Source organism: Pseudomonas sp. NPDC089428 (assembly GCF_044749325.1).
Classification (GTDB): domain Bacteria; phylum Pseudomonadota; class Gammaproteobacteria; order Pseudomonadales; family Pseudomonadaceae; genus Aquipseudomonas.
Genome location: NZ_JBIVHT010000001.1, coordinates 622,120 through 640,872, shown reverse-complemented (window position 1 = coordinate 640,872; position 18,753 = coordinate 622,120). Strand labels below are relative to the sequence as shown.

The following is an 18,753-nucleotide window of genomic DNA, read 5'->3' as shown; positions in this document are numbered from 1 at the left end:
ACGCCCCCCCCCCCCCCCCCCCCCCCCCCCCCCCCCCCCCCCCCCCCCCCCCCCCCCCCCCCCCCCCCCCCCCCCCCCCCCCCCCCCGCTCCCACAGGTTCGGCGCAGGGCTTGGCGTCTCAGTTCACTGTCAGATCGCGATCTTCCACAGGCGGGTTTCGTCGAACAGGTCGAAGGCTTCGTGCTCCAGGTCCAGCGGCGGCACCACCAGCTCGGTACCGCTGCCGGGCAGGCGCGGTACTGCGCCCAGCAGCCGTCGGGTGTATTCATGGGCCGGGCGCTCGAACAACTGCTCGACCGGTGCCTGCTCCACCACCTGGCCGTGGCGCATCACCAGCACGTCGTCGCTGACATGGCGGATCACCCCTAGGTCGTGGGAAATGAACAGGTAGGCCAGGCCCAGCTCGTCCTGCAGATCAGCCAATAGGTCGAGCACCTGGGCCTGCACCGACACGTCCAGGGCCGAGACCGGTTCATCACAGATGATCACCTTCGGCTCGCTGGCAATCGCCCGGGCAATCGCCACCCGCTGGCGCTGGCCACCGGACAGTTGCAATGGCCGGCGCTGGGCCAGGTCCGCCGGCAAGCGCACCTGGCCCAGCAGCACGGCAATCCGCGCCGGCCGGGCCGCGGCTTCGATACCGGCCACCTGCAAGGCGTCATCGAGAATCTGCGCCACGCTCCAGCGTGGGTCGAACGAGCCCAGCGGGTCCTGGTAGATCACGCTGATTTCACGGCGCAATGGCCGGCGCTCCGCTTCGCGCACGGCATTGGCCGGGCGGTTCCACGGCTGGCCGCGGTACAGCACCTCACCCTGGTCCGGCTGCAGCAGGCCGAGGGCGATGCGCGCCATCGTGGTCTTGCCCGAACCGGACTCACCGACAATGCCCAAGGTGCGCCCGGCGCGCAGGGTGAAGTCGACGCCCTGCACCACCTGGCGTATCAGCCCGTCCGGGCCGAGGTAGCGCTTGCCCAGGCCACGGCCTTCGAGCAGCACGTCGCTGTGCGCGTGTGCCCGCGGCGCACGGCGCACACCGGCCCGCTCCGGCGACAAGCGGCTGCCACGCGCGTGCTCGGCCGGCACCGCCGCCAGCAAGGCGCGGGTGTAGGGGTGGCGCGGCTGGCGCAGCACCTGCTGCATCGGCCCCTGTTCCACCACTTCGCCGTGGCGCAGCACCACCACCTCATCAGCCAGTTGCGCGACCACCGCCAGGTCGTGGCTGATGATCAGCAACGAAGCGCCGCGGGCCTTGATCTGCTGGAACACCTCAAGGATCTGCGCCTGCACCGTGGCATCCAGCGCGGTGGTGGGCTCATCGGCGATCACCAGCGCAGGGTCCAGGGCCAGGGCACTGGCGATCAATGCGCGTTGGCGCAGGCCGCCAGACAACTGCCCTGGGCGCTGGCGGGCGCGCAGCTCGACGTCGGGCACGCCTACCCGTTCAAGCAACTCATGCACCCGTGCTGCACGGGATTGGCGGTCGCCGTAATGGTGGGTCTGCAGCACTTCGAGCACTTCCTTGCCTACCGGCCGCAACGGGTCGAGCGACACCAGCGCATCCTGCAGCACGAAGCCGATGTCCTTGCCGCGCACCTCGCGCCACTGGCGCTCGCTCAGGTCGAGCAGGTCATGCCCGGCAAAACTCAGCTGGCGGGCGCTCACCTGGGCCTTGGTGCCGGCCAGGCCAACCAGGCTGCGGGCACTGACGCTCTTGCCCGAGCCGGACTCGCCGACCAGCGCCACGCAGCGGCCCGGCTGCAAGGTGAAGGACAGGTCACGCACCACACTGCGGCCTGCAAAGGCCACGTTCAGGCCTTCGACGATCAAGGTCTTGTCGCTCATGGCAGGCGGCCCTCCAGGCGTTGTTGGATATAGCGACCCGTCACTGTGGTGGCCAAAGTGGTAAGAACAATGAACAAGCCGGGGAAGAAGGTCAGCCACCAGGCATTGGCGATGAAATCACGGCCCATGGACAACATGGTCCCCCACTCCGGCGCCGGTGGCCGTGCACCAAGGCCGAGAAAGCTCAGCGCCGACGCCCAGACGATGGCCTGGCCCACGCCCATGGTCAGCGTCACCACCAGCGGCCGCATGGCGTTGGGCAGCAACTGGCGCAGGACGATGCGCGAAGTCGGATGCCCCAGCGCCCGTGCCGCTTCGATGTAACCGGCGTTGCGCACTGCCAGCACCTGGCCACGCACCATCCGCGCATACCCAGGCGCGCCGCCCAGGCCGGTGGCAACGATCAGCGGGCCGACGCCGCTGCCGAACACCGCCACGAACAACAGCGCCAGCACCAGGCTGGGGAAGGCGAACAGCACTTCCAGCAGCCAACCCAGCGCACGGTCCACCCGCGCCCCGCCAAGGCCACCGAGCAAGCCAAGGGTGATGGCGATGGCCATGGAGATCGCCGTGGCCGCGACGCCGATCAGCAGGCTTTGCCTGGCGCCGTGGATGATCCGCGCGAAGATGTCGCGCCCGGACTGGTCGGTGCCCAGCCAGTGCGCCCAGCTCGGCGGCTGGAAGGCATCACGCGGGACGATGGCGAGCGGGTCGATGCGGGTGAACAGGCCTGGCAGCAACGCAGCCAACACCAGGGCGAACAGGAACAGGATCGCCAGGCTGGCGCCCAGTGGCGGCAGCCTCAATGAGCGCTGCCGACGCAACGGCGCGAGGGTTCGGTCAAGGGTCAGGTCAGTCATGCTGCAGCCTCCTGTTGCCGTGGGTCGATCCACTGGTACAGCAGGTCGACCAGAATGTTCGCCAGTACATAGCCGGCCGCGACCACCAGGCTGACGCCGATCACCAAGGGCATGTCCTGGGCCTGCACCGCCTGGTACAACTGGCGGCCAATCCCCTTGCGCGAGAAGATCACCTCGCACACCACCGCACCGCTGATCAGCGCGCCGATGGCCCAGCCCGACAGCGATACGCCCGGCAGCAAGGCGTGGCGCAAGGCATGCCGAAAGCGCACGGCCAGGTCGCTGAGGCCGCGGGTGCGGGCGGTGAGGACGAAGGGTTGTTCGAGGGTCAGCTCAAGGGATTCGCGGGTGACCTGGGCAATGAACCCCGCCAGCGGAATCGCCAGCGAGAACGCCGGCAGCACCAGGCTGGCGAAGCTGTCGCTACCCGCAGGCGGGAACCAGCGCAGGCCGAAGGCGAACACCGCCAGCAGCACCACACCGAGCCAGAAATGCGGCAAGGCGGCGCTGAGGGTTTCAGCCAGCGAAGCGATGCCGCCCACCAGACGGCCGCGCCCGGCAGTGACCACGGTCAGCAGCAGCACCAGCAGCCAGGCCAGCACCAGCGCAGCGATGGTCAGTTCCAGTGTCGCCCCACCCTGCTCGGCCAGCACGCGAGTGACCGGCAGGTGCTGCGAGTACGACACGCCCAGGTCACCTTGCAGCAGGCGCCCGAGGTAGAACAGGTATTGCACCGCCAAGGGCTGGTCGAGGCCGAACTCCACGCGGGCGGCTTCGATCGCTTCCGGCGTCGGGTTGGCGCTGGGGCCACCGAGAATGGCCAGCACCGGGTCGCCCGGCATCAGGCGCAGGGCAAAGAACGTCAGGGTTGCCACCGCCCACAGCACCAGCACGCCGCCGCCCAGGCGGATGGCGGCACGCCGGCCCAGGGCAGCCAGGCGTTCGCGGCGCGGGTCGGCCACCGCGCGTGTCGTCGTACTCATTTGTTCACCCATGCGTCATAGAGGTAGGTCACCGCCAACGAAGGCTCCAGGCGCACGCCGTGGGCGGTCTTGTAGATGCCCAGGCGTGTACTTTGCGGGTAGGTGGTCAGTTGCAGGTATTGCGCGGCGGCCTGTTGCTGCGCCTGGAAGTAGCGTTGCCGGCGCTGCTCGGGATCCTGGGTGGCCAAGGCGCTGTCGAGCAGTGCGTCGTAACCTGGGTCGGCATACCCGGAGGAGTTCTGGTGATAGCCACCGACCCCGGCCGGCTGGACGAAGGCGCTGGTGAAGATGATGCGCAGCACGTCGGGGGTGTTGGTGTTCCAGTAGCCGATGCGGATGTCGTAGTCCCACGCCGCTTGCCGGGCAGTGACCTGGGCGTCGCTCATCTGGTCGAGCACCAGCTCCAGGCCGGCCTGGCGGGTGGTGGCCTGCACCTGTTCCCACAAGGTCAGTTCCGACGGCGGCGTGCGCGCGCCGATCAGCACGACGGCGCGCAGCCGCTGTCCGTTCCTGGTGCGGTAGCCCTCGCTGTCACGGCCGGTCCAGCCGGCTTCGTCGAGCAGCCTGGCGGCGCGGGCCGGGTCGTAGTCCTGGCTGTGTTCGAAGTCGCCGCTGTAGAACGGCGTGGCCATGCTCAGCGGGCCACCGGCGCGGGGGAACTCGCCGAAGTACACGCTCTTGAGCGCACCCTCGACATCAGCGCTGCGCACGAATGCCTCACGCACGCGGATATCGTCGAACGGCGCCCGGCGCAGGTTGAAGGTGCCGTTGGTGGGGTTGCCTGGGCGCTGGGCGATGATCAGGTCCACGTCGGGGTTGCGCCTTGCCGCTTCGTGGGATTCCGGCGGCAGCGTTTCGATCACGTCGACCTCACCGGCCTGCAGCGAGGCGAAGCGCACCGAGGGTTCCTGGATGAACTTCCAGACGATGCGGTCGAGGTAGGCCGGGCCTTGGTGCTGCGCAGTCGGTGGTGCCCAGTTGTAGTCCGGGTTGCGCACCAGCTCCACCTGGTTCTGCCGGTCCCAGCGCACCACCTTGAACGGCCCGCTGCCTACCGGGCTTTCGCAGTTCTGGTCACGGCTGCGCAGCAACGCGGTGGGCGACTGTATGCCGAGAAAGCCCTGGGCCAGCACTTCGAGGAAGGCTGCATAAGGCGTGGCCAGCGTTACCTCGGCGGTATATGGATCGATGAATCTCGTGCCGCGGTATTGGCGGATATAGCCGCCGGCGGTGCTGGACTGGGTCTTGGGGTTGGCCATGTGGTCGAGGTTGGCCTTGACCGCTTCGGCATTGAATGGGGTGCCGTCGGTGAAGTGCACGTCGCGGCGCAGGTGGAAGGTGTAGCGCAGGCCGTCTGGGGAGACTTCCCAGCGGGTGGCGAGCCAGGGGCCGATCTGGCCCTTGCTGTCCATGGAGACCAGCGAGTCGAGGTACTGCTGGGCGACGAACACCTGGGGCATGTCGCCGGCCACATGCGGGTCGAGGCAGGTGGGCTCGCGGTCGGTGGCGTAGACCAGGGTGCCGCCCTGCTGTGGCGTGGTGCTTTGCGTGGTGCGCTGCTCGGCTTTTTCGCAGCCGAGCAAGGCCAGTGCGGTGCAGAGCGGGATCAGGGGGAGGATGGGTGAGTTCAAGGGCGCTCCTGCGGGGACTGGGCTTTGGAAGGCCTGTTGCAGGAGTTATGCCGGGTTTAATGGGTTGATTTTGTTGGGTTTTGGTGGCGGGAGGGTGCTGGGGCGGGGGCAAAATGTTGAGGGGGTGTTCGGGGGGCAACAGTGTTCGCCTGAAAAGCGATTGCGCCTATGAAATCGAGCGCCGCCCGCGCGGCGCATCGCGGATAAATCCGCTCCTACAATTTGTTTCGGGCCAATCCCTGCTATGAGGTCACCGCTGTCCGTCTTGTTTGCCCCATTCGTAAAGGACCGGCACAGGCTTACACCGCAATCCGCTCAAACCAGCGAGGCCGCGCAGCCGGCAAATGCGGCACCGCATCGAGCAACGCGCGGGTGTAAGGATGACGTGGCTGCCCGAGCACCTGGGCCGCATTGCCGTGTTCCACCACCCTGCCCCCTTGCATCACCAGCACCTGGTCACTCACCTGCTCCACCACCCCAAGGTCATGGGAAATGAACAGACAAGCCAGGTTCAACTCGGCCTTGAGCTCCGCCAGCAACGCCAGGACCCGCGCCTGCACCGACACATCCAGCGCCGAAACCGGCTCATCCAGCACCAGCACCTTGGGCTTCATGGCCAGTGCCCGGGCAATCGCGATGCGCTGGCGCTGCCCGCCAGACAGCTCCAGAGGGCGGCGATCGAGCAGCCCCACCGGCAACTGCACCCGCTCCAGCAACGCCGCCGCCTCGGTGCGCTGCAAGCCGCGCGGCACACCCGCCTGGGCCAACGCTTCGGTTAACACACGCAACACGGTATAGCGCGGATCAAACGAGGCCAGCGGGTCCTGGAATACGACCTGAATACCCTGGCGGGCCTGGCGCTGCTGGGCGGCGGATAGCGCCAGCCAGTCCTGCCCGGCCACCTGCACACTGCCCTGCTCCGGTCGCTCCAGCCCCAGCAGGATGCGGCCCAGCGTGCTCTTGCCAGAACCGGATTCACCGACCACGCCCAGGGTCTGCCCGGCGCGCAACTGCAGCGACACATCGCTCAGCACCTCACGCGGCTTGCCATCCGGCCCGATGAAAGCCTTGCTCAGGCTGCGTGCCTCCAGCACCAGCGGTTGCTCGTCCACAGCCTCCTCCACCAACGTCAGCGCCGGCACCGCCGGACGCTGGAAATGCACCGCCCGCGCCGCACTCAGCAGGCGTTGGGTGTAAGGGTCCTGCGGGTCCTGCAGGATCTGTTCGACAGTGCCCTGCTCCACCACCACGCCATGGCGCATCACCGCCACCCAATCGGCCAGCCGCGCCACCACGGCCAGATCGTGGCTGACCATCAGCAGGCTGTTGTCGCGCGCGCGCAGTTGTTCCAGCAGGTCGAGGATCTGCGCCTGCACCGTGGCGTCCAGCGCGGTAGTGGGCTCGTCGGCAATCAGCAGGCGCGGCTGGCAGGCAATGGCCGAGGCGATCAAGGCGCGCTGCCGCAGGCCGCCGGACAGCTGCCAAGGGTATTGTCGGGCGCGGACTGCGGGTTCAGGCACGCCGACCTGGCCCAGCAGTTCGAGCACCCGCAAGCGCCGCTGTTCAGCAGACAGGTCAGTGTGCAACAGCAGCGGCTCTTCGATCTCGGCGCCGACGCGCCGCAGCGGATCGAGCGAACCCAGTGCATCCTGCATGACAAAGCCGATACGCCCACCGCGCAATCGCTGCCAGCCGGTTTCATCGACCTGGCGCAAATCCTGCCCGGCAAAAACCAGGCGCTGGGCCTGCACATGGGCACCCGCCCCGGTGAGGCCAACCAGGGTACGCGCCGTCACGCTCTTGCCCGAGCCCGATTCGCCTACCAGCGCCAGGCACTGCCCGGCGTGCAGTTGCAGGTCGACGCCGTGCACCACCGGCACACCGTTGAAGCTCACGCGCAGGTCGCGGATATCCACCAAGGGTGCCGGTTTTTTTTCGAAGATGCTCATGAGGTTCTGCCCTCGCTACGGCGCAGCCAGTCGCGGCCGATGACGGTGATGGAAATGACAGTCAGGGTGATCGCCAACGCCGGCCAGGCCATCAGCCAGGGCGCGTTGGCCATGAAGTTGCGCGCCACCGCCATCATCGCGCCCCACTCGGGCGCCGGCGGGGGCGCGCCGAAGCCTAGGAAGCTCAGCGCGGCGGCAGCGGTAATGGCGCCGCCCAGGCCGATGCAGGCCAGGATCAGCACGGGCTGCACGGCGTTGGGCAGCACGTGGGCCAACACCACCGCCGAGCGCTTGCGGCCGAGCGTGACGGCGGCTTCGACGAAACCGGCATGGCGCAGGGTCAGGGCCTGCGCGCGGACCAGGCGGGCGTAGCGTGGCACCGAGGCGATGCCGACGGCGAGAATCAGGTTACTGGTGCCCTGGCCGAACAGGGTGATGATGACCAGCGCCAGCAACAGGTCGGGGAACGCCAGCAGCACGTCGACGGCGCGCATCAGCAGGTTGTCCAGCCAGGCGGGTGCCAGGCCGGCGACCAGGCCGAGCAGCGTGCCCAGGCCGAGGCCGACCAGGGTGGCGGCCAGGCCGATGTAGAGCGATGGGCGGGCGCCGTGGACCAGGCGGCTGAGGACGTCGCGGCCGTTCTCGTCGGTGCCTAGCCAGAAATGGCTGCTGGGTGGGAGGTAAGCCAGGCGGGCGTCGGCGGCCAGGGGGTCGGTTGGGGATAGCCAGTCAGGGAAGGCTACTGCCAGCAGGAGCAGGGCCAGGATGGACCAGGCCAGCGTCAAGCCGGGGCGAACCTGCCACCTGCTTGTCGCGGTGGTCGGTGACAATGCAATCGCGTTCATATCTGTCCTTCGTTTGTCGCCTGTGCGGGCCTCTTCGCGGGCAAGCCCGCTCCCACAGGGTTACCGCAGGCCCGAACTTGACGGCTTCCTGTGGGAGCGGGCTTGCCCGCGAACAACGGCGCAGCCCTTGCCATGCAGGCTACGGTGCCGGGTTTGGAATACGGCGGTGCACGGCCTGGATCTCGGCCAGCACGTCGTCGCTCAATTGCACATCCAGCGCGCTCAGGTTCTCCTGCAATTGCTGCAAACTGGTCTGCCCGGTGATCGCACTGGCCACGAACGGCTGGCAGATGACGAAGGCCAAGGCCAACTGCGCCGGGGTCAGCCCATGCTCACGGGCAATCTGCACATAGCTGCCAATGGCACTGTTGGCCTCGTCACTGCCATAGCGGTTGAACGTGCGATACACCGACGACAACCGCGAACCCTCCGGCCTGGCCCCGTTCAGGTACTTGCCGGTCAACGCCCCGAATGCCAGTGGCGAATAGGCCAGCAGGCTGACTCCCTCGCGATGGCTGAACTCCGACAGGCCGTTTTCATACAGGCGGTTGAGCAGGCTGTACGGGTTCTGGATGCTGGCGATTCGGGCCAGGCCGTGGTCCTCGCTGTGCCGCAGGAACTGCGCCACGCCCCACGGCGTTTCGTTGGACACGCCGATATGGCGCACCTTGCCGGCCTTGACCTGCTCGTCGAGCACCGCAAGGGTTTCTTCAATGGCAGCGGTTTGCGGGTGGTCGTCGACGTAGGGGTATTCGCGAATGCCGAAGAAGTTGCTGCTGCGGTCAGGCCAATGCAGCTGGTAGAGGTCCAGGTAGTCGGTGTTCAGCCGGCGCAGGCTGCCCTCCAGGGCAGCGACGATGTTCTTGCGGTCGTGGTGCGACAGGCCATCGCGGATATGCGCCTGGCCGCCCGGGTCACGGGCCGGGCCGGCGATCTTGCTGGCGAGGATGAACCTGCTGCGGTTGCCGCGGGCCTTGATCCAGCTGCCAATGTAGCGCTCGGTGGTGGTCCAGGTTTCGGCGCGGGTGGGCGTGGGGTACATCTCGGCAGTGTCGATGAAGTTGATGCCGGCAGCGATGGCAGCGTCCAGTTGCTGGTGGGCGTCCTGTTCGCTGTTCTGGTGGCCCCAGGTCATGGTGCCGAGGCTGAGCAGGCTGACCTGGAGGTCGGTGTGGCCGAGTGGGCGGTAGCGCATGGGTGCATCCTGATGAATGGGTTTCGGGTTTGAGATCCTGGGGCTGCCTTGCAGCCCATCGCCGGCAAGCCAGCTCCCACAGGATCACCACAGGTTCCAGGCTTGCGCGGTACCTGTGGGGCTGGCTTGCCGGCGCTTGGGGCGCACAGCGCCCCTAAGCAGCGAACTGGTTCTGTGCCTTGGGCAAGCCCAGGTGCTCACGCAGGGTGGTGCCGGTGTATTCGGTACGGAACAGCCCGCGCTTCTGCAGCAACGGCACCACCTCCTCGACGAACACCCGCGCTCCGGACGGGAACATGTCGGGCATGATGTTGAAGCCATCTCCCGCCCCGGCCAGGAACCACTCGGCCAAGGTGTCGGCGACCTGCTGCGGCGTGCCGACCGCCAGTCGGTGCCCGACCAGGATCCGCCGCGACAACTGGCGAATGGTCAGGTTCTCGCTGCGCGCCAGGTTCAGCTGGGCCTCCAGAAACCCATGGGACCCGCGCTCGAAGTCCGCCACCGCGCCAATCCGCGCCCAGGGCAATGGCGCATCCGGGTCCAGTTCGCTGGCGTCGATGCCGATGCGCCCCGCCACCTGCTGCAGCAGGCCATGCTCGCCATGCCAGGCATTGAGCTGGTCAAACCGTGCATGGGCTTCAGCCTCGGTACTGCCGATCACGGTCGACAGGCCCGGCATGATCTTCAGGTGCCGAGGGTCACGCCCCCAGGCCTTGGCGCGGGCTTTCATCTCCTGGTAGAACGCCTGGCCGTCGGCCAAGGTGGTCTGGGTGGTGAAGATCGCGTCGGCATAGCGTGAACCGAGTGCCTTGCCACCTTCGGAGGACCCGGCCTGCACCAGCACCGGCCGCCCTTGGGGCGAGCGTGGCAGGTTGAGCGGGCCCTTGACCTGAAAGTGCTTGCCCTGGAAGTCCAGGGTATGGACCTTGCGCGGGTCGGCGAAACGGCCACCGGCGCGGTCGCCGATGATCGCGTCGTCTTCCCAGCTGTCCCACAGTTTCAGGGTCACCTCGACGAACTCTTCGGCACGCCCGTAGCGGTCGACATGCAGCGGCGCGCCGGCCAGGCCGAAGTTCTGCGCCGCTGCGTCGCCGGCATTGGTGACCACGTTCCAGGCCGCGCGGCCGCCGCTGATGTGGTCCAGCGAGGCGATGCGCCGGGCCAGGTTGAACGGTTCGTTGTAGGTGCTGGAGCAGGTGGCAATCACGCCGATGCGCTCGGTGGCGGCCGCCACGGCGGTAAGCAGCACGGTCGGCTCCAGGCGCCCGCCGGGTTGCGCGGACACATCCGGCGGCAATGCCGGGCCATCGGCGAGGAAGATCGCATCCAGGCAGCCGCGCTCGGAAATACGCGCAATGTCGCGGTAGTAGTTGACGTCGATATAGGCGTCGAGTGCTGCCTCACCCTGGCGCCAGGCGCCGGCATGCGAGCCGAAGCCAAGGATGTTCATGCCCAGGCTCATCTGTTTGGTACTCATGCGGGTTCTCCTGTTCAGACCGCGCTGGCTTCGTCGCCGCTGCCCTGGCCTTGGCTGGCGGCAGCGTGGCGGGCGCGCCAGGCCTGGGCCGGGCTGATGCCATTCAGGTAGTAATCACCCAGCGCCTGCTCGCGGTAGATCGCCGGGTTGTGCGAAGCCAAGGTGCGCGCGTTGCGCCAGTGGCGGTCGAGGCGCCGGGTGTTGCTGGTGGCCGAGGCGCCGCCGACTTCGAACAGCAAGGTGCTGGCCTGCAGCACTTGCGGCAGGACAATCTGCTGGGCCTGGAAGGCGTGGATTTCGGCGTCCGTATACAGCTGCTCGGGTACCTCACCCTGCTGCCCGGCTTCAAACACTGCCTGCAGGCTCTGACCCACGGCGCTGACCTGCGCCTCGGCGGCGAAGGCCAGGCTCGACAGCCGACCGATCACCGCCTGCACCAGCGGGTCGGCGGCCGGCTGCGACTGCCCCGGCACGCCGAAGGCGCGGGTGCGGCCCTGGACGAAAGCCACGGCATCGGCCAGCACCGCGCGGCTGATGCCGGCCAGCGTCGCCAGGTGCACGGCCTGGTAGAACGCGGTGAGGTAGGATTCGGCGCGCAACTCGCCCTTGGCGAAGCGGCGCAGCAGGTGCTCCGGCTGCACCTTCACCTGGGTGAAACGCGTGGTGCCGCTGCCGGTCAGGCGCTGGCCAAAGCCATCCCAGTCATCGACCCGCTCCACGCCCGGCGCACGGGTCGGCACGGCCAGGCTGACGAAGTCGTCACCCTGGTTGGCCACCGCCGCGACCCAGTCGGCGTAGAGGGTGCCGGTGCAGTAGTACTTTTCACCGTCCAGGCGCAAACCGCCCTCGCCCTCGCTCAGCTGCACGGTATTGCCGGTGCTGTCGGTGCGCTCGGCCATGGCCGCGCCCCACAGCTCACCGGCCACCACGCGGGCGAACCAGTAGTCCTGGGAAGCCGCGTCGTTGGACGACAAACGCCCTTCGACAAAGCCGAAGTGGGCGCGGAAGATCTGTGGCAGGTTGGAATCGGCCTGGCCCAGGCGCACCAGTTGCCGCAGCAGCTGCGGCAAGCTCGCGCCAAGGCCTCCGTGGCTACGCGGCACGCGCAGGGCGCCAAGGCCTGCTTCGCGCAACCAGGCCACCGGCTCATGGGCCAGGGTGCGCTGCTGCTCGCGGGCCACCGCGCCTTCGGCGATGCGTGCGTAGATCGGCGCAAAGCGCTCATCCAGTTCGGCGTCGGTAATCAGGGTTTGACTCATGACGGTTCCTTTCTCGTGAATTCAGGGGCGCGCGGTGCGCGGGTCGATGGCATGGGTCGCCAGGTCCACCAGCAGGTTGACCAGCACATAGATGGCCGCAGCCAGCAGGGTCACGCCGAGCACCAGCGGCACATCCTTGGTGGCTGTGGCGTCGAGCATCAGGCGGCCGATGCCTTGCCGACCAAACAGCAGTTCAAGCACCACGGCGCCGCCGAGCAGGCTGGCGAACACGTAGCCGGCCAAGGTCACCAGCGGCACCAGGGCGTGGCGCAGGGCATGGCGCAAGCGCACGGCGGTGTCACCCATGCCGCGGGCGCGGGCCTGGGTGATGAAGGGTTGCTCCAGCACCTGCTCCAGCGCCTGGCGCAGCACCTGGGCCAGCACCGCCGCGATTGGCAGCGCCAGGGCCAGGCTCGGCAGCACCAGCGAGCGCCAGCCGCTCGAACCGGACGGCGGCAGTACATGGAAGTAGAAGGCGAAGGCCAGCAGCAGCACGGTCCCGATCACGAAGTTGGGCGCCGATGACAGCACCAGTTCGATGCCCGACACCAGCGCCCGCAGGCGCCGCCCACGGTTGGCGGTGAGCAGTGCCGAGGCCAGCGCCAGCAGCACGGCCAGCACGGCCGCGCTGCTGGCCAGGGCCAGGGTCGCGCCGGCCTGCTCGGCAATCGCCTGGCCGACCGGAATGCGCAGCCGGTACGACTCGCCCAACTCGCCCTGGGCCAGACGCAGCAGGTACTGGCCGTACTGCACCCACAGGGGTTGATCGAGGCCGTACTCGGCGCGCACCTGGGCCAGCATCGCTGCGCTCGGCATGGCATCCGGGCCGCCAAGAATCGCCAGCGCGGTGTCGCCGCCGCTGTGCTGCATGCCGAGGAAGGTCAGGCTGGCCGCGGCCCACAGCACGATCACGCCGTCTCGCAGGCGGCGCAGCAAGGTCGCCAGCACGTTCATGGTTGCTCCTTTTGCGATGCTCGAGGGTCCAGCCACACGCTGGTGAACAAGGGAACGTTGTGCGAGCCGTCGAACAGCACGCCGCCGACCGCGTTGCGGTAGGCCAGGAGCATCTGGCTTTCCACCGACGGCACGGCCGGCACGGTCTGGCCCAGGCGCTGCTGGGCCTGGCGATACAGGGCGCGGCGCTGCGCCGGGTCAGTGCTGCGCCGGGCTTCGCCGAGCAGCTGGTCGAGGTGGCTGTCACGGAAGTGGCCGACGTTCTGGCCGATCATCCGGGCGCTGGGGATCGACTGGCTGTGATAGAGGATGTACAGGCCGTCGGCAGTGTTGGTGTGCCAATAGCCGCCGCCGAGGGCATCGAAATGGCCGAGGTAGCGCAGCTCCATGACCTTGCTGATCGGCAGCAGCTCGATGCGCAGGTCGAAGCCGACCTTGCGCAGGTCGGCCTGGGCCGCGACCGAGACATTGGCCGGGAACGCCGGGTTGTCGTAGGTCAGCAAGGTTGCCCCAAGACGCTGGCCGTTGCGGGTGCGATAGCCCTGGGCATCTCGCCCGGTCCAGCCGGCGGCATGGAGCAGGCGCGCCGCTTCAGCCGGGTCGAAGGCCAGCGCATCGCGCGCCACCGGGTCGTAGCCGGGGGTGTTCACGGCGAGAAAGTCACCCTTCGCCAGGTACTCGCCGAAGCCGGAGATCCACGCCAGGCCGTCGCGGTCGATGGCCTTGGCCACGGCTTGGCGCACCCGCACGTCATCGAACGGCACGCGCTCGACGTTGAACGTGATGCTGCGCGCCGGGTTGCCCTTGCGGATGCGGTTGCGCAGGGTCAGCTGCGGGTTGGCGCGGATCGCCGTGGCGTTCTGCGCCGGGGCGTCCAGGGCCATGTCGTTGTCGCCTGCTTCCAGCGAGGTGTAGCGGATCATCGCTTCGGGCACGTAGCTCAACTCGATGCCGTCGAGGTAGGCCTCGCCTGGGTGGTTGATCACCGGCGGTGCCCAGCCGTAGCCCGGGCGGCGGGTGAAACTGGCGCGCTGGTCACGCACCCAGTCGGTCAGCACGAACGGCCCGGTGCCGATCGGCTGGCTGGCGATGGTCGCGGGCGCCTCGATGATTTGCCGTGGCGAGATCATCCCCAGCCAGGCTTGCGACAGCACATCGAGAAACGGCGCATAGGGTGCGCGCAAGGTGGCCTCGAAGGTGAATGCATCGACCACCCTGCCCTGCAGGTACGGCGCGATGTAGGCAGCGGCCAGTGGCGACTTGGTCTTCGGGTCGCGCATGTGTTCGAGGTTGACCCGCACCGCCTCGGCGTCGAAGCGCTCGCCATCGCTGAAGGTGACGTCGTCACGCAGGTGGAAGGTGTAGGTCAGGCCGTCAGCGCTGATCTCCCAGCTTTTCGCCAGCCACGGCGTGAGGCTGCCGTCTTCGGCCTGGTAGACCAGGCAGTCGAAGAGGATGCGGCCCATCCACTGCATGTTGCCGTTGGACAACGCGTGGATATCGAAGCTGCCGGCGTCGGTCGCTGCCGACACGCGCAAGGTGCCGCCACGCTGGCCGGCCTGCTGCTCGACGAAGTCGCTGGCCGGGTAGCGCATCACGCCGTTCACTTCGCTGACCGCTTCGCCCTTGAGGGTGCCCTGGGCCGGTGGCGGCGTGGCGGGTGAACAGGCGGTAACTAACAGCGCACTGGCCAACAGGCATGAATTGAATAATCGGACATTTGGCTGCACAGCGGGCTCTTTATATAGACGACTACATAAAACGCTGTTGCAGTTGTCGTGCCAGCCCTAAAACCTCGCTTTTATTGAAGTTACTTAAAAGCCGCGGACTGAATAATCATACAAACTGTTCCACCCCTGTTGGGCTGACAACACTCAACCCTGTGGGAGCCGCGCTTGCCGGCGATGGGCCGCGAAGCGGCCCCAGGGTTTCAAGGTTGTTGCATAAATTGCCGGGTCCGCTTCGCGGCCCATCGCCGGCAAGCGCGGCTCCCACAGGGATCGGCCAGCTTTAAGAAAGTTGAGCATGCACTGTTCAAACAGCGACAGGTGTTCAACAAAACTCGCTATTTCGTTCAGCACTTCACACTGAAACTTCCGCAATCACAGCAAGTTCCGGGCTTTTGCCAGCTGGCACAGAAACTGCTCTTACCGGTTTCGACAGGCCTGACTATTCCCATAGAACGCCGAGGACCCAAGATGACTTTCAAGGAATACAACGATGCGTGCCATTCAACTCAATCCACTGCGCCTGACCGTGGCCACGGCCCTGCTGGCCCCGGTCACGGTACTGGCCGCTGACCCGACCCTGGGCACGGTGACCGTACAGGCCGCCAAGCAGACTGAAGTGCAACAGGCCGCCAGCGCCCTCGCCGAAGTGCCCGGCGGCACCAGCGTGGTCGACAGCGAAGAGGTCGCCAAAGGCCGCACCGCCACCCTGCAGGACACCCTGGCCTACCAGCCCGGCGTGTTCGTGCAGTCCACCGGCGGCAACGACGCGGCGAAGATCTCGATCCGTGGCTCTGGCGCCAACACCTCGCCCGGCTACTTCCGCGAAGGCATCAAGTTCCTTTTCGACGGCCTGCCGCTGACCGGCCCCGGCGGCACCCCGTATGAATTCCTCAACGCCAGCGGCGTCAACTACACCGAGATCCTGCGCGGCGCCAACGCCTTCCAGTACGGCGCGCTGACCCTCGGTGGCGCGGTCAACTTCGTCAACCACAGCGGTTACAGCGCCCCCGGCCTGCGCGTGCGCGCCGAGGCCGGCAGCTACCACTACCAGAAACAGAGCATCAGCTACGGCGGCGTCGAGGGCGGCCTGGACTACTACCTGCAAGCCGACAACTACCGCAACGACGGTTACCGCGACTACAGCCTGTCGAAAAGCTCCGGCATCGTCGCCAACGCCGGCTACCGCTTCAACCCGAAGCTGGAAACCCGCCTGTTGCTGCGCTACCGCGACGAAACCCACAACGACCCCAGCGCCACTACCCTCGACAATGCCCTGCACCACCCGCGCCGGGCCAGCGCCACCGCCGAAAGCAGCGGCGCTGGTGCGCGCCGCCCAGGCAGCATCTGGGTCGGCAGCAAGACCACCTACACCTTCGACGACGATGCGCGGCTGACCTTCGGCCTGTCGTACCACGACTACCGCCACACCAACAGCCCGCGCAGCCCGAGCAACCCCAGCTACTGGGACTGGCACGACCTCGGCCTGCTGCTGGGCTATGACCGCGTCGACTACCTGTTCGGCCACGAGAGCCGCAGCAACATCGCCTTCACCTCGACCCAGCACCTGCGCGGTGGGGTGAATTCGGCCAACGGCAACAAGGTGTCGCTCAAGCAGGTCAACTACAAGGATTCTTTCGACCGGGTGATCGCCCTGGGCAACGACATCAACCTGGTCGACAACCTGTGGCTCACCAGTGGCGTGTCGTTCATCAACGTGCGGCGCAAAGTCAACATCGACTACGCGGTGAACCCCAACACCACCACCTTCCCGCAGCATGTCGACTACGACAACTGGAGCGTCGCCCCGCGTATCGGCCTGCGCTACGAGATCAGCCCCGAACTGCAGGTGTTCACCAACTTCAGCCGCAGCATCGACCCGCCCGCCTCATGGGAATACTCCGGCTCCGGTCCGACACTGCCGTACATCCGCCCGCTGGTGGAACAGAAGGCCAACACCTTCGAGGTCGGCATCAAGGGTTCGCACGGCATCTTCGACGGCAGCCTGGCGCTGTACCGCTCATGGATCCACGACGAGCTGCTGAACGTGCAGATCATCCCTGCCACCTCTACCTCGGCGGCGGTGACCGGTGCATTCAACGCCTCACCGACCATTCACCAGGGCGTCGAGGCCGGGCTCAACACGCGCCTGTGGGACAACCCCCAGGGCGACCTGGTGCGCTGGCGCCAGTCGTATACCTACAACGATTTCTACTACCGGCATGACGACACCTTCGGCGACAACCAGCTGCCGGGCGTGCCCAAGCACATCTACCAGGGCGAGTTGCAGTACCAGGACCACAGCGGCTGGTACACCGGGGTCAATGTCCAGTCAGCGTCGCGCACGGCGGTGGACTACGCCAACAGCCTATATGCGCCGTCGTACACGATCTGGGGGGCGAACCTGGGGTATGAGGCGCCGAAGGGCAACTGGAAGGTCTCGCTGGACCTGAAGAACCTGGCGAACAAGGCGTACGTGACGGCGGTGACACCGGTGTACAACGCGCGCGGGCTGGATACCGCATCGTTCTGGCCGGGTGACGGGATCGGGGCTTATGTGGGGGTTGAGGTGAGGTACTGATAGCTGCTTTTGCAGGGCCGGCCTCTTCGCGGGGCAAGCCCGCTCCCACAGGATGACCACAGTATTCAATGCTGTGATGTACCTGTGGGAGCGGGCTTGACCCGCGAAGAGGCTGGTACTGGCTTACGCCTTCCGAGGCATCAGATCATAGGGATGCTTCCACCCCGGCAATGCCTGGATCCGCTGTTTCCACGCCTCGATATGGCTGAACTCGGTCAGCACGATGCCGGTATCCTCTGGCATGAACACATACCCCGCCAGCGACAGGTCGGCGATGGTCAGCCGCTCGCCGACCATGAACGGCGTCTTCGCCAGGTGCGCGTCGACAACCCGGTACGCCGCCGTGGCGCGCTCGCGCAGGAAGCCGGTGACTTCGGTCTCGGCCGTCTGCTTCAGGCACAGCAGGAAGCGCAGCGCCGCGTAATAGCTGGTGAACTTGTGGTTGTCGAACAGCATCCAGCGCCAGATCTCGCGCTTCTCGTTGTCGTCGCGCGGGCCGAACTGGCCGGTGCGCTCGGCAAGGTATTCGAGAATCAGCGCCGACTGAGTCAGCCGCTGCCCAGCGTGCTCCAGCACCGGCACTTCACCCTGCTCGTTGACCTCGTTTCGCCATTGCGGGTCGCGGGTCTGGCCGTTGAAGAAATCGACGAACACCGGTTGCCAGTCCTGGCCAGTGAGTTCGAGCATCAGCGCAGCCTTGTAGGCGTTGCCGGATTCAGCGAAGCAATGCAGCGTGTATTCGGACATGAGGTGACCTTCAGTTTCCTTTGAATGATCGACAGGCCCACGCGGGGCTAACACAGACTACACAAAAGTATGCTTAGATGCGCCGATCAACCCGCCAGGAAGGCCCGCAATGCCCTACCCCACGTTGCCCCGTACCTTGTCCACCCCGCGCACGTTGCTGGTCCGCCCTGCGCCGGCCTTTGCCCAGCAGCTGCAACAGGCCCTGATCGACAGCTACCCCCTGCACCAACCATTCCTGGCCTGGGCCAAGCCTGACTGGACCTTGAATGAAGTGCGCGACAGCCTGCAACTGAGCGCCGAGGAATTCCTCGACCCGGCCAAGGAAAAGCGCTATTTCGTGCTGGCCGCAGACAGCGGCGAGGTGATCGGCTGCATCGGCCTGCGCCCTGGCAATGACGAGTATGAAGTGGGCTATTGGGCGAACCGCGCCAGCAGTGGCCAGGGCCTGATGCGCGAAGCGCTGACCTGCCTGCTGGATGCCGTGGATGCCCCGGTGTGGCTGACCACCGACATCGACAACCACGCCAGCCAGCGCCTGGCCGAACGTGCCGGGTTCGTGGCGGCCGGCAGCCTGCTGACCGAAATCGACCCAAGTACCCCACGGCCGCTGTACCGCCGCAACCCCGCTGGACGCAGCTGAGCCCGACTACATAAGCGAACGACAAGGGATAGAGCGTTACGCCGTCAGGCAGCGCCAGCACG

Annotated in this window: 14 protein-coding genes; 2 read left to right on the top strand and 12 right to left on the bottom strand. The window is 67.0% G+C overall.

Going from position 1 to position 18,753, the window contains the following annotated elements:
* Nucleotides 1–130 precede the first annotated feature (130 nt).
* The 11 genes from ACIPZ5_RS03285 to ACIPZ5_RS03235 all read right to left on the bottom strand — a co-directional run bounded on the left by ACIPZ5_RS03285 (nucleotide 131) and on the right by ACIPZ5_RS03235 (nucleotide 14,726).
* Entirely contained in the window at nucleotides 131–1,843 is a 1,713-nt protein-coding gene (locus ACIPZ5_RS03285) for a dipeptide ABC transporter ATP-binding protein (protein ID WP_400806633.1), read from the bottom strand.
* Complete coding sequence (locus ACIPZ5_RS03280; protein ID WP_343595302.1) at nucleotides 1,840–2,703, bottom strand: ABC transporter permease; 864 nt, start codon at nucleotides 2,701–2,703, stop codon at nucleotides 1,840–1,842. The genes ACIPZ5_RS03285 and ACIPZ5_RS03280 overlap by 4 nt, the downstream gene beginning before the upstream one ends.
* Entirely contained in the window at nucleotides 2,700–3,686 is a 987-nt protein-coding gene (locus ACIPZ5_RS03275) for an ABC transporter permease (RefSeq protein ID WP_343595300.1), read from the bottom strand. Before ACIPZ5_RS03275 ends, ACIPZ5_RS03280 begins: the two co-directional genes overlap by 4 nt.
* Nucleotides 3,683–5,317, bottom strand: a complete 1,635-nt coding sequence (locus ACIPZ5_RS03270) for an ABC transporter substrate-binding protein (RefSeq protein ID WP_400806630.1) — start codon at nucleotides 5,315–5,317, stop codon at nucleotides 3,683–3,685. Before ACIPZ5_RS03270 ends, ACIPZ5_RS03275 begins: the two co-directional genes overlap by 4 nt.
* A gap of 299 nt (nucleotides 5,318–5,616) precedes the next feature.
* A complete protein-coding gene (locus tag ACIPZ5_RS03265; RefSeq protein ID WP_400806627.1) occupies nucleotides 5,617–7,266 on the bottom strand; it encodes a dipeptide ABC transporter ATP-binding protein in 1,650 nt (549 codons plus the stop codon).
* A complete protein-coding gene (locus ACIPZ5_RS03260) occupies nucleotides 7,263–8,111 on the bottom strand; it encodes an ABC transporter permease (protein ID WP_343595294.1) in 849 nt (282 codons plus the stop codon). Before ACIPZ5_RS03260 ends, ACIPZ5_RS03265 begins: the two co-directional genes overlap by 4 nt.
* Before the next feature lie 139 nt (nucleotides 8,112–8,250).
* Nucleotides 8,251–9,306 carry an NADP(H)-dependent aldo-keto reductase gene (locus ACIPZ5_RS03255; RefSeq protein ID WP_400806624.1) on the bottom strand — a complete coding sequence of 352 codons (1,056 nt, stop codon included), beginning with the start codon at nucleotides 9,304–9,306 and terminating at the stop codon, nucleotides 8,251–8,253.
* A 154-nt stretch (nucleotides 9,307–9,460) separates the two neighbouring features.
* Nucleotides 9,461–10,783, bottom strand: a complete 1,323-nt coding sequence (locus ACIPZ5_RS03250; protein WP_343595290.1) for an LLM class flavin-dependent oxidoreductase — start codon at nucleotides 10,781–10,783, stop codon at nucleotides 9,461–9,463.
* 14 nt (nucleotides 10,784–10,797) lie between these two features.
* Nucleotides 10,798–12,042 carry an acyl-CoA dehydrogenase family protein gene (locus ACIPZ5_RS03245; protein WP_400806620.1) on the bottom strand — a complete coding sequence of 415 codons (1,245 nt, stop codon included), beginning with the start codon at nucleotides 12,040–12,042 and terminating at the stop codon, nucleotides 10,798–10,800.
* A 21-nt stretch (nucleotides 12,043–12,063) separates the two neighbouring features.
* Nucleotides 12,064–12,996 (bottom strand): ABC transporter permease, encoded by a 933-nt coding sequence (locus ACIPZ5_RS03240; protein ID WP_343595286.1) that lies wholly within the window; start codon nucleotides 12,994–12,996, stop codon nucleotides 12,064–12,066.
* Entirely contained in the window at nucleotides 12,993–14,726 is a 1,734-nt protein-coding gene (locus tag ACIPZ5_RS03235) for an ABC transporter substrate-binding protein (protein WP_400806619.1), read from the bottom strand. Before ACIPZ5_RS03235 ends, ACIPZ5_RS03240 begins: the two co-directional genes overlap by 4 nt.
* A gap of 490 nt (nucleotides 14,727–15,216) precedes the next feature.
* Here ACIPZ5_RS03235 and ACIPZ5_RS03230 point away from each other — a divergent pair, with 490 nt between their 5' ends.
* A complete protein-coding gene (locus tag ACIPZ5_RS03230; protein WP_400806616.1) occupies nucleotides 15,217–17,304 on the top strand; it encodes a TonB-dependent receptor family protein in 2,088 nt (695 codons plus the stop codon).
* Nucleotides 17,305–17,427: 123 nt separating this feature from the next.
* On the opposite strand, the gene ACIPZ5_RS03225 is transcribed toward ACIPZ5_RS03230, so the two are convergent.
* Complete coding sequence (locus ACIPZ5_RS03225) at nucleotides 17,428–18,051, bottom strand: glutathione S-transferase family protein (protein ID WP_400806614.1); 624 nt, start codon at nucleotides 18,049–18,051, stop codon at nucleotides 17,428–17,430.
* A 109-nt stretch (nucleotides 18,052–18,160) separates the two neighbouring features.
* Between ACIPZ5_RS03225 and ACIPZ5_RS03220 the strand changes: the two genes are divergently transcribed.
* Complete coding sequence (locus ACIPZ5_RS03220) at nucleotides 18,161–18,691, top strand: GNAT family N-acetyltransferase (protein ID WP_400806611.1); 531 nt, start codon at nucleotides 18,161–18,163, stop codon at nucleotides 18,689–18,691.
* Nucleotides 18,692–18,753: the final 62 nt, after the last annotated feature.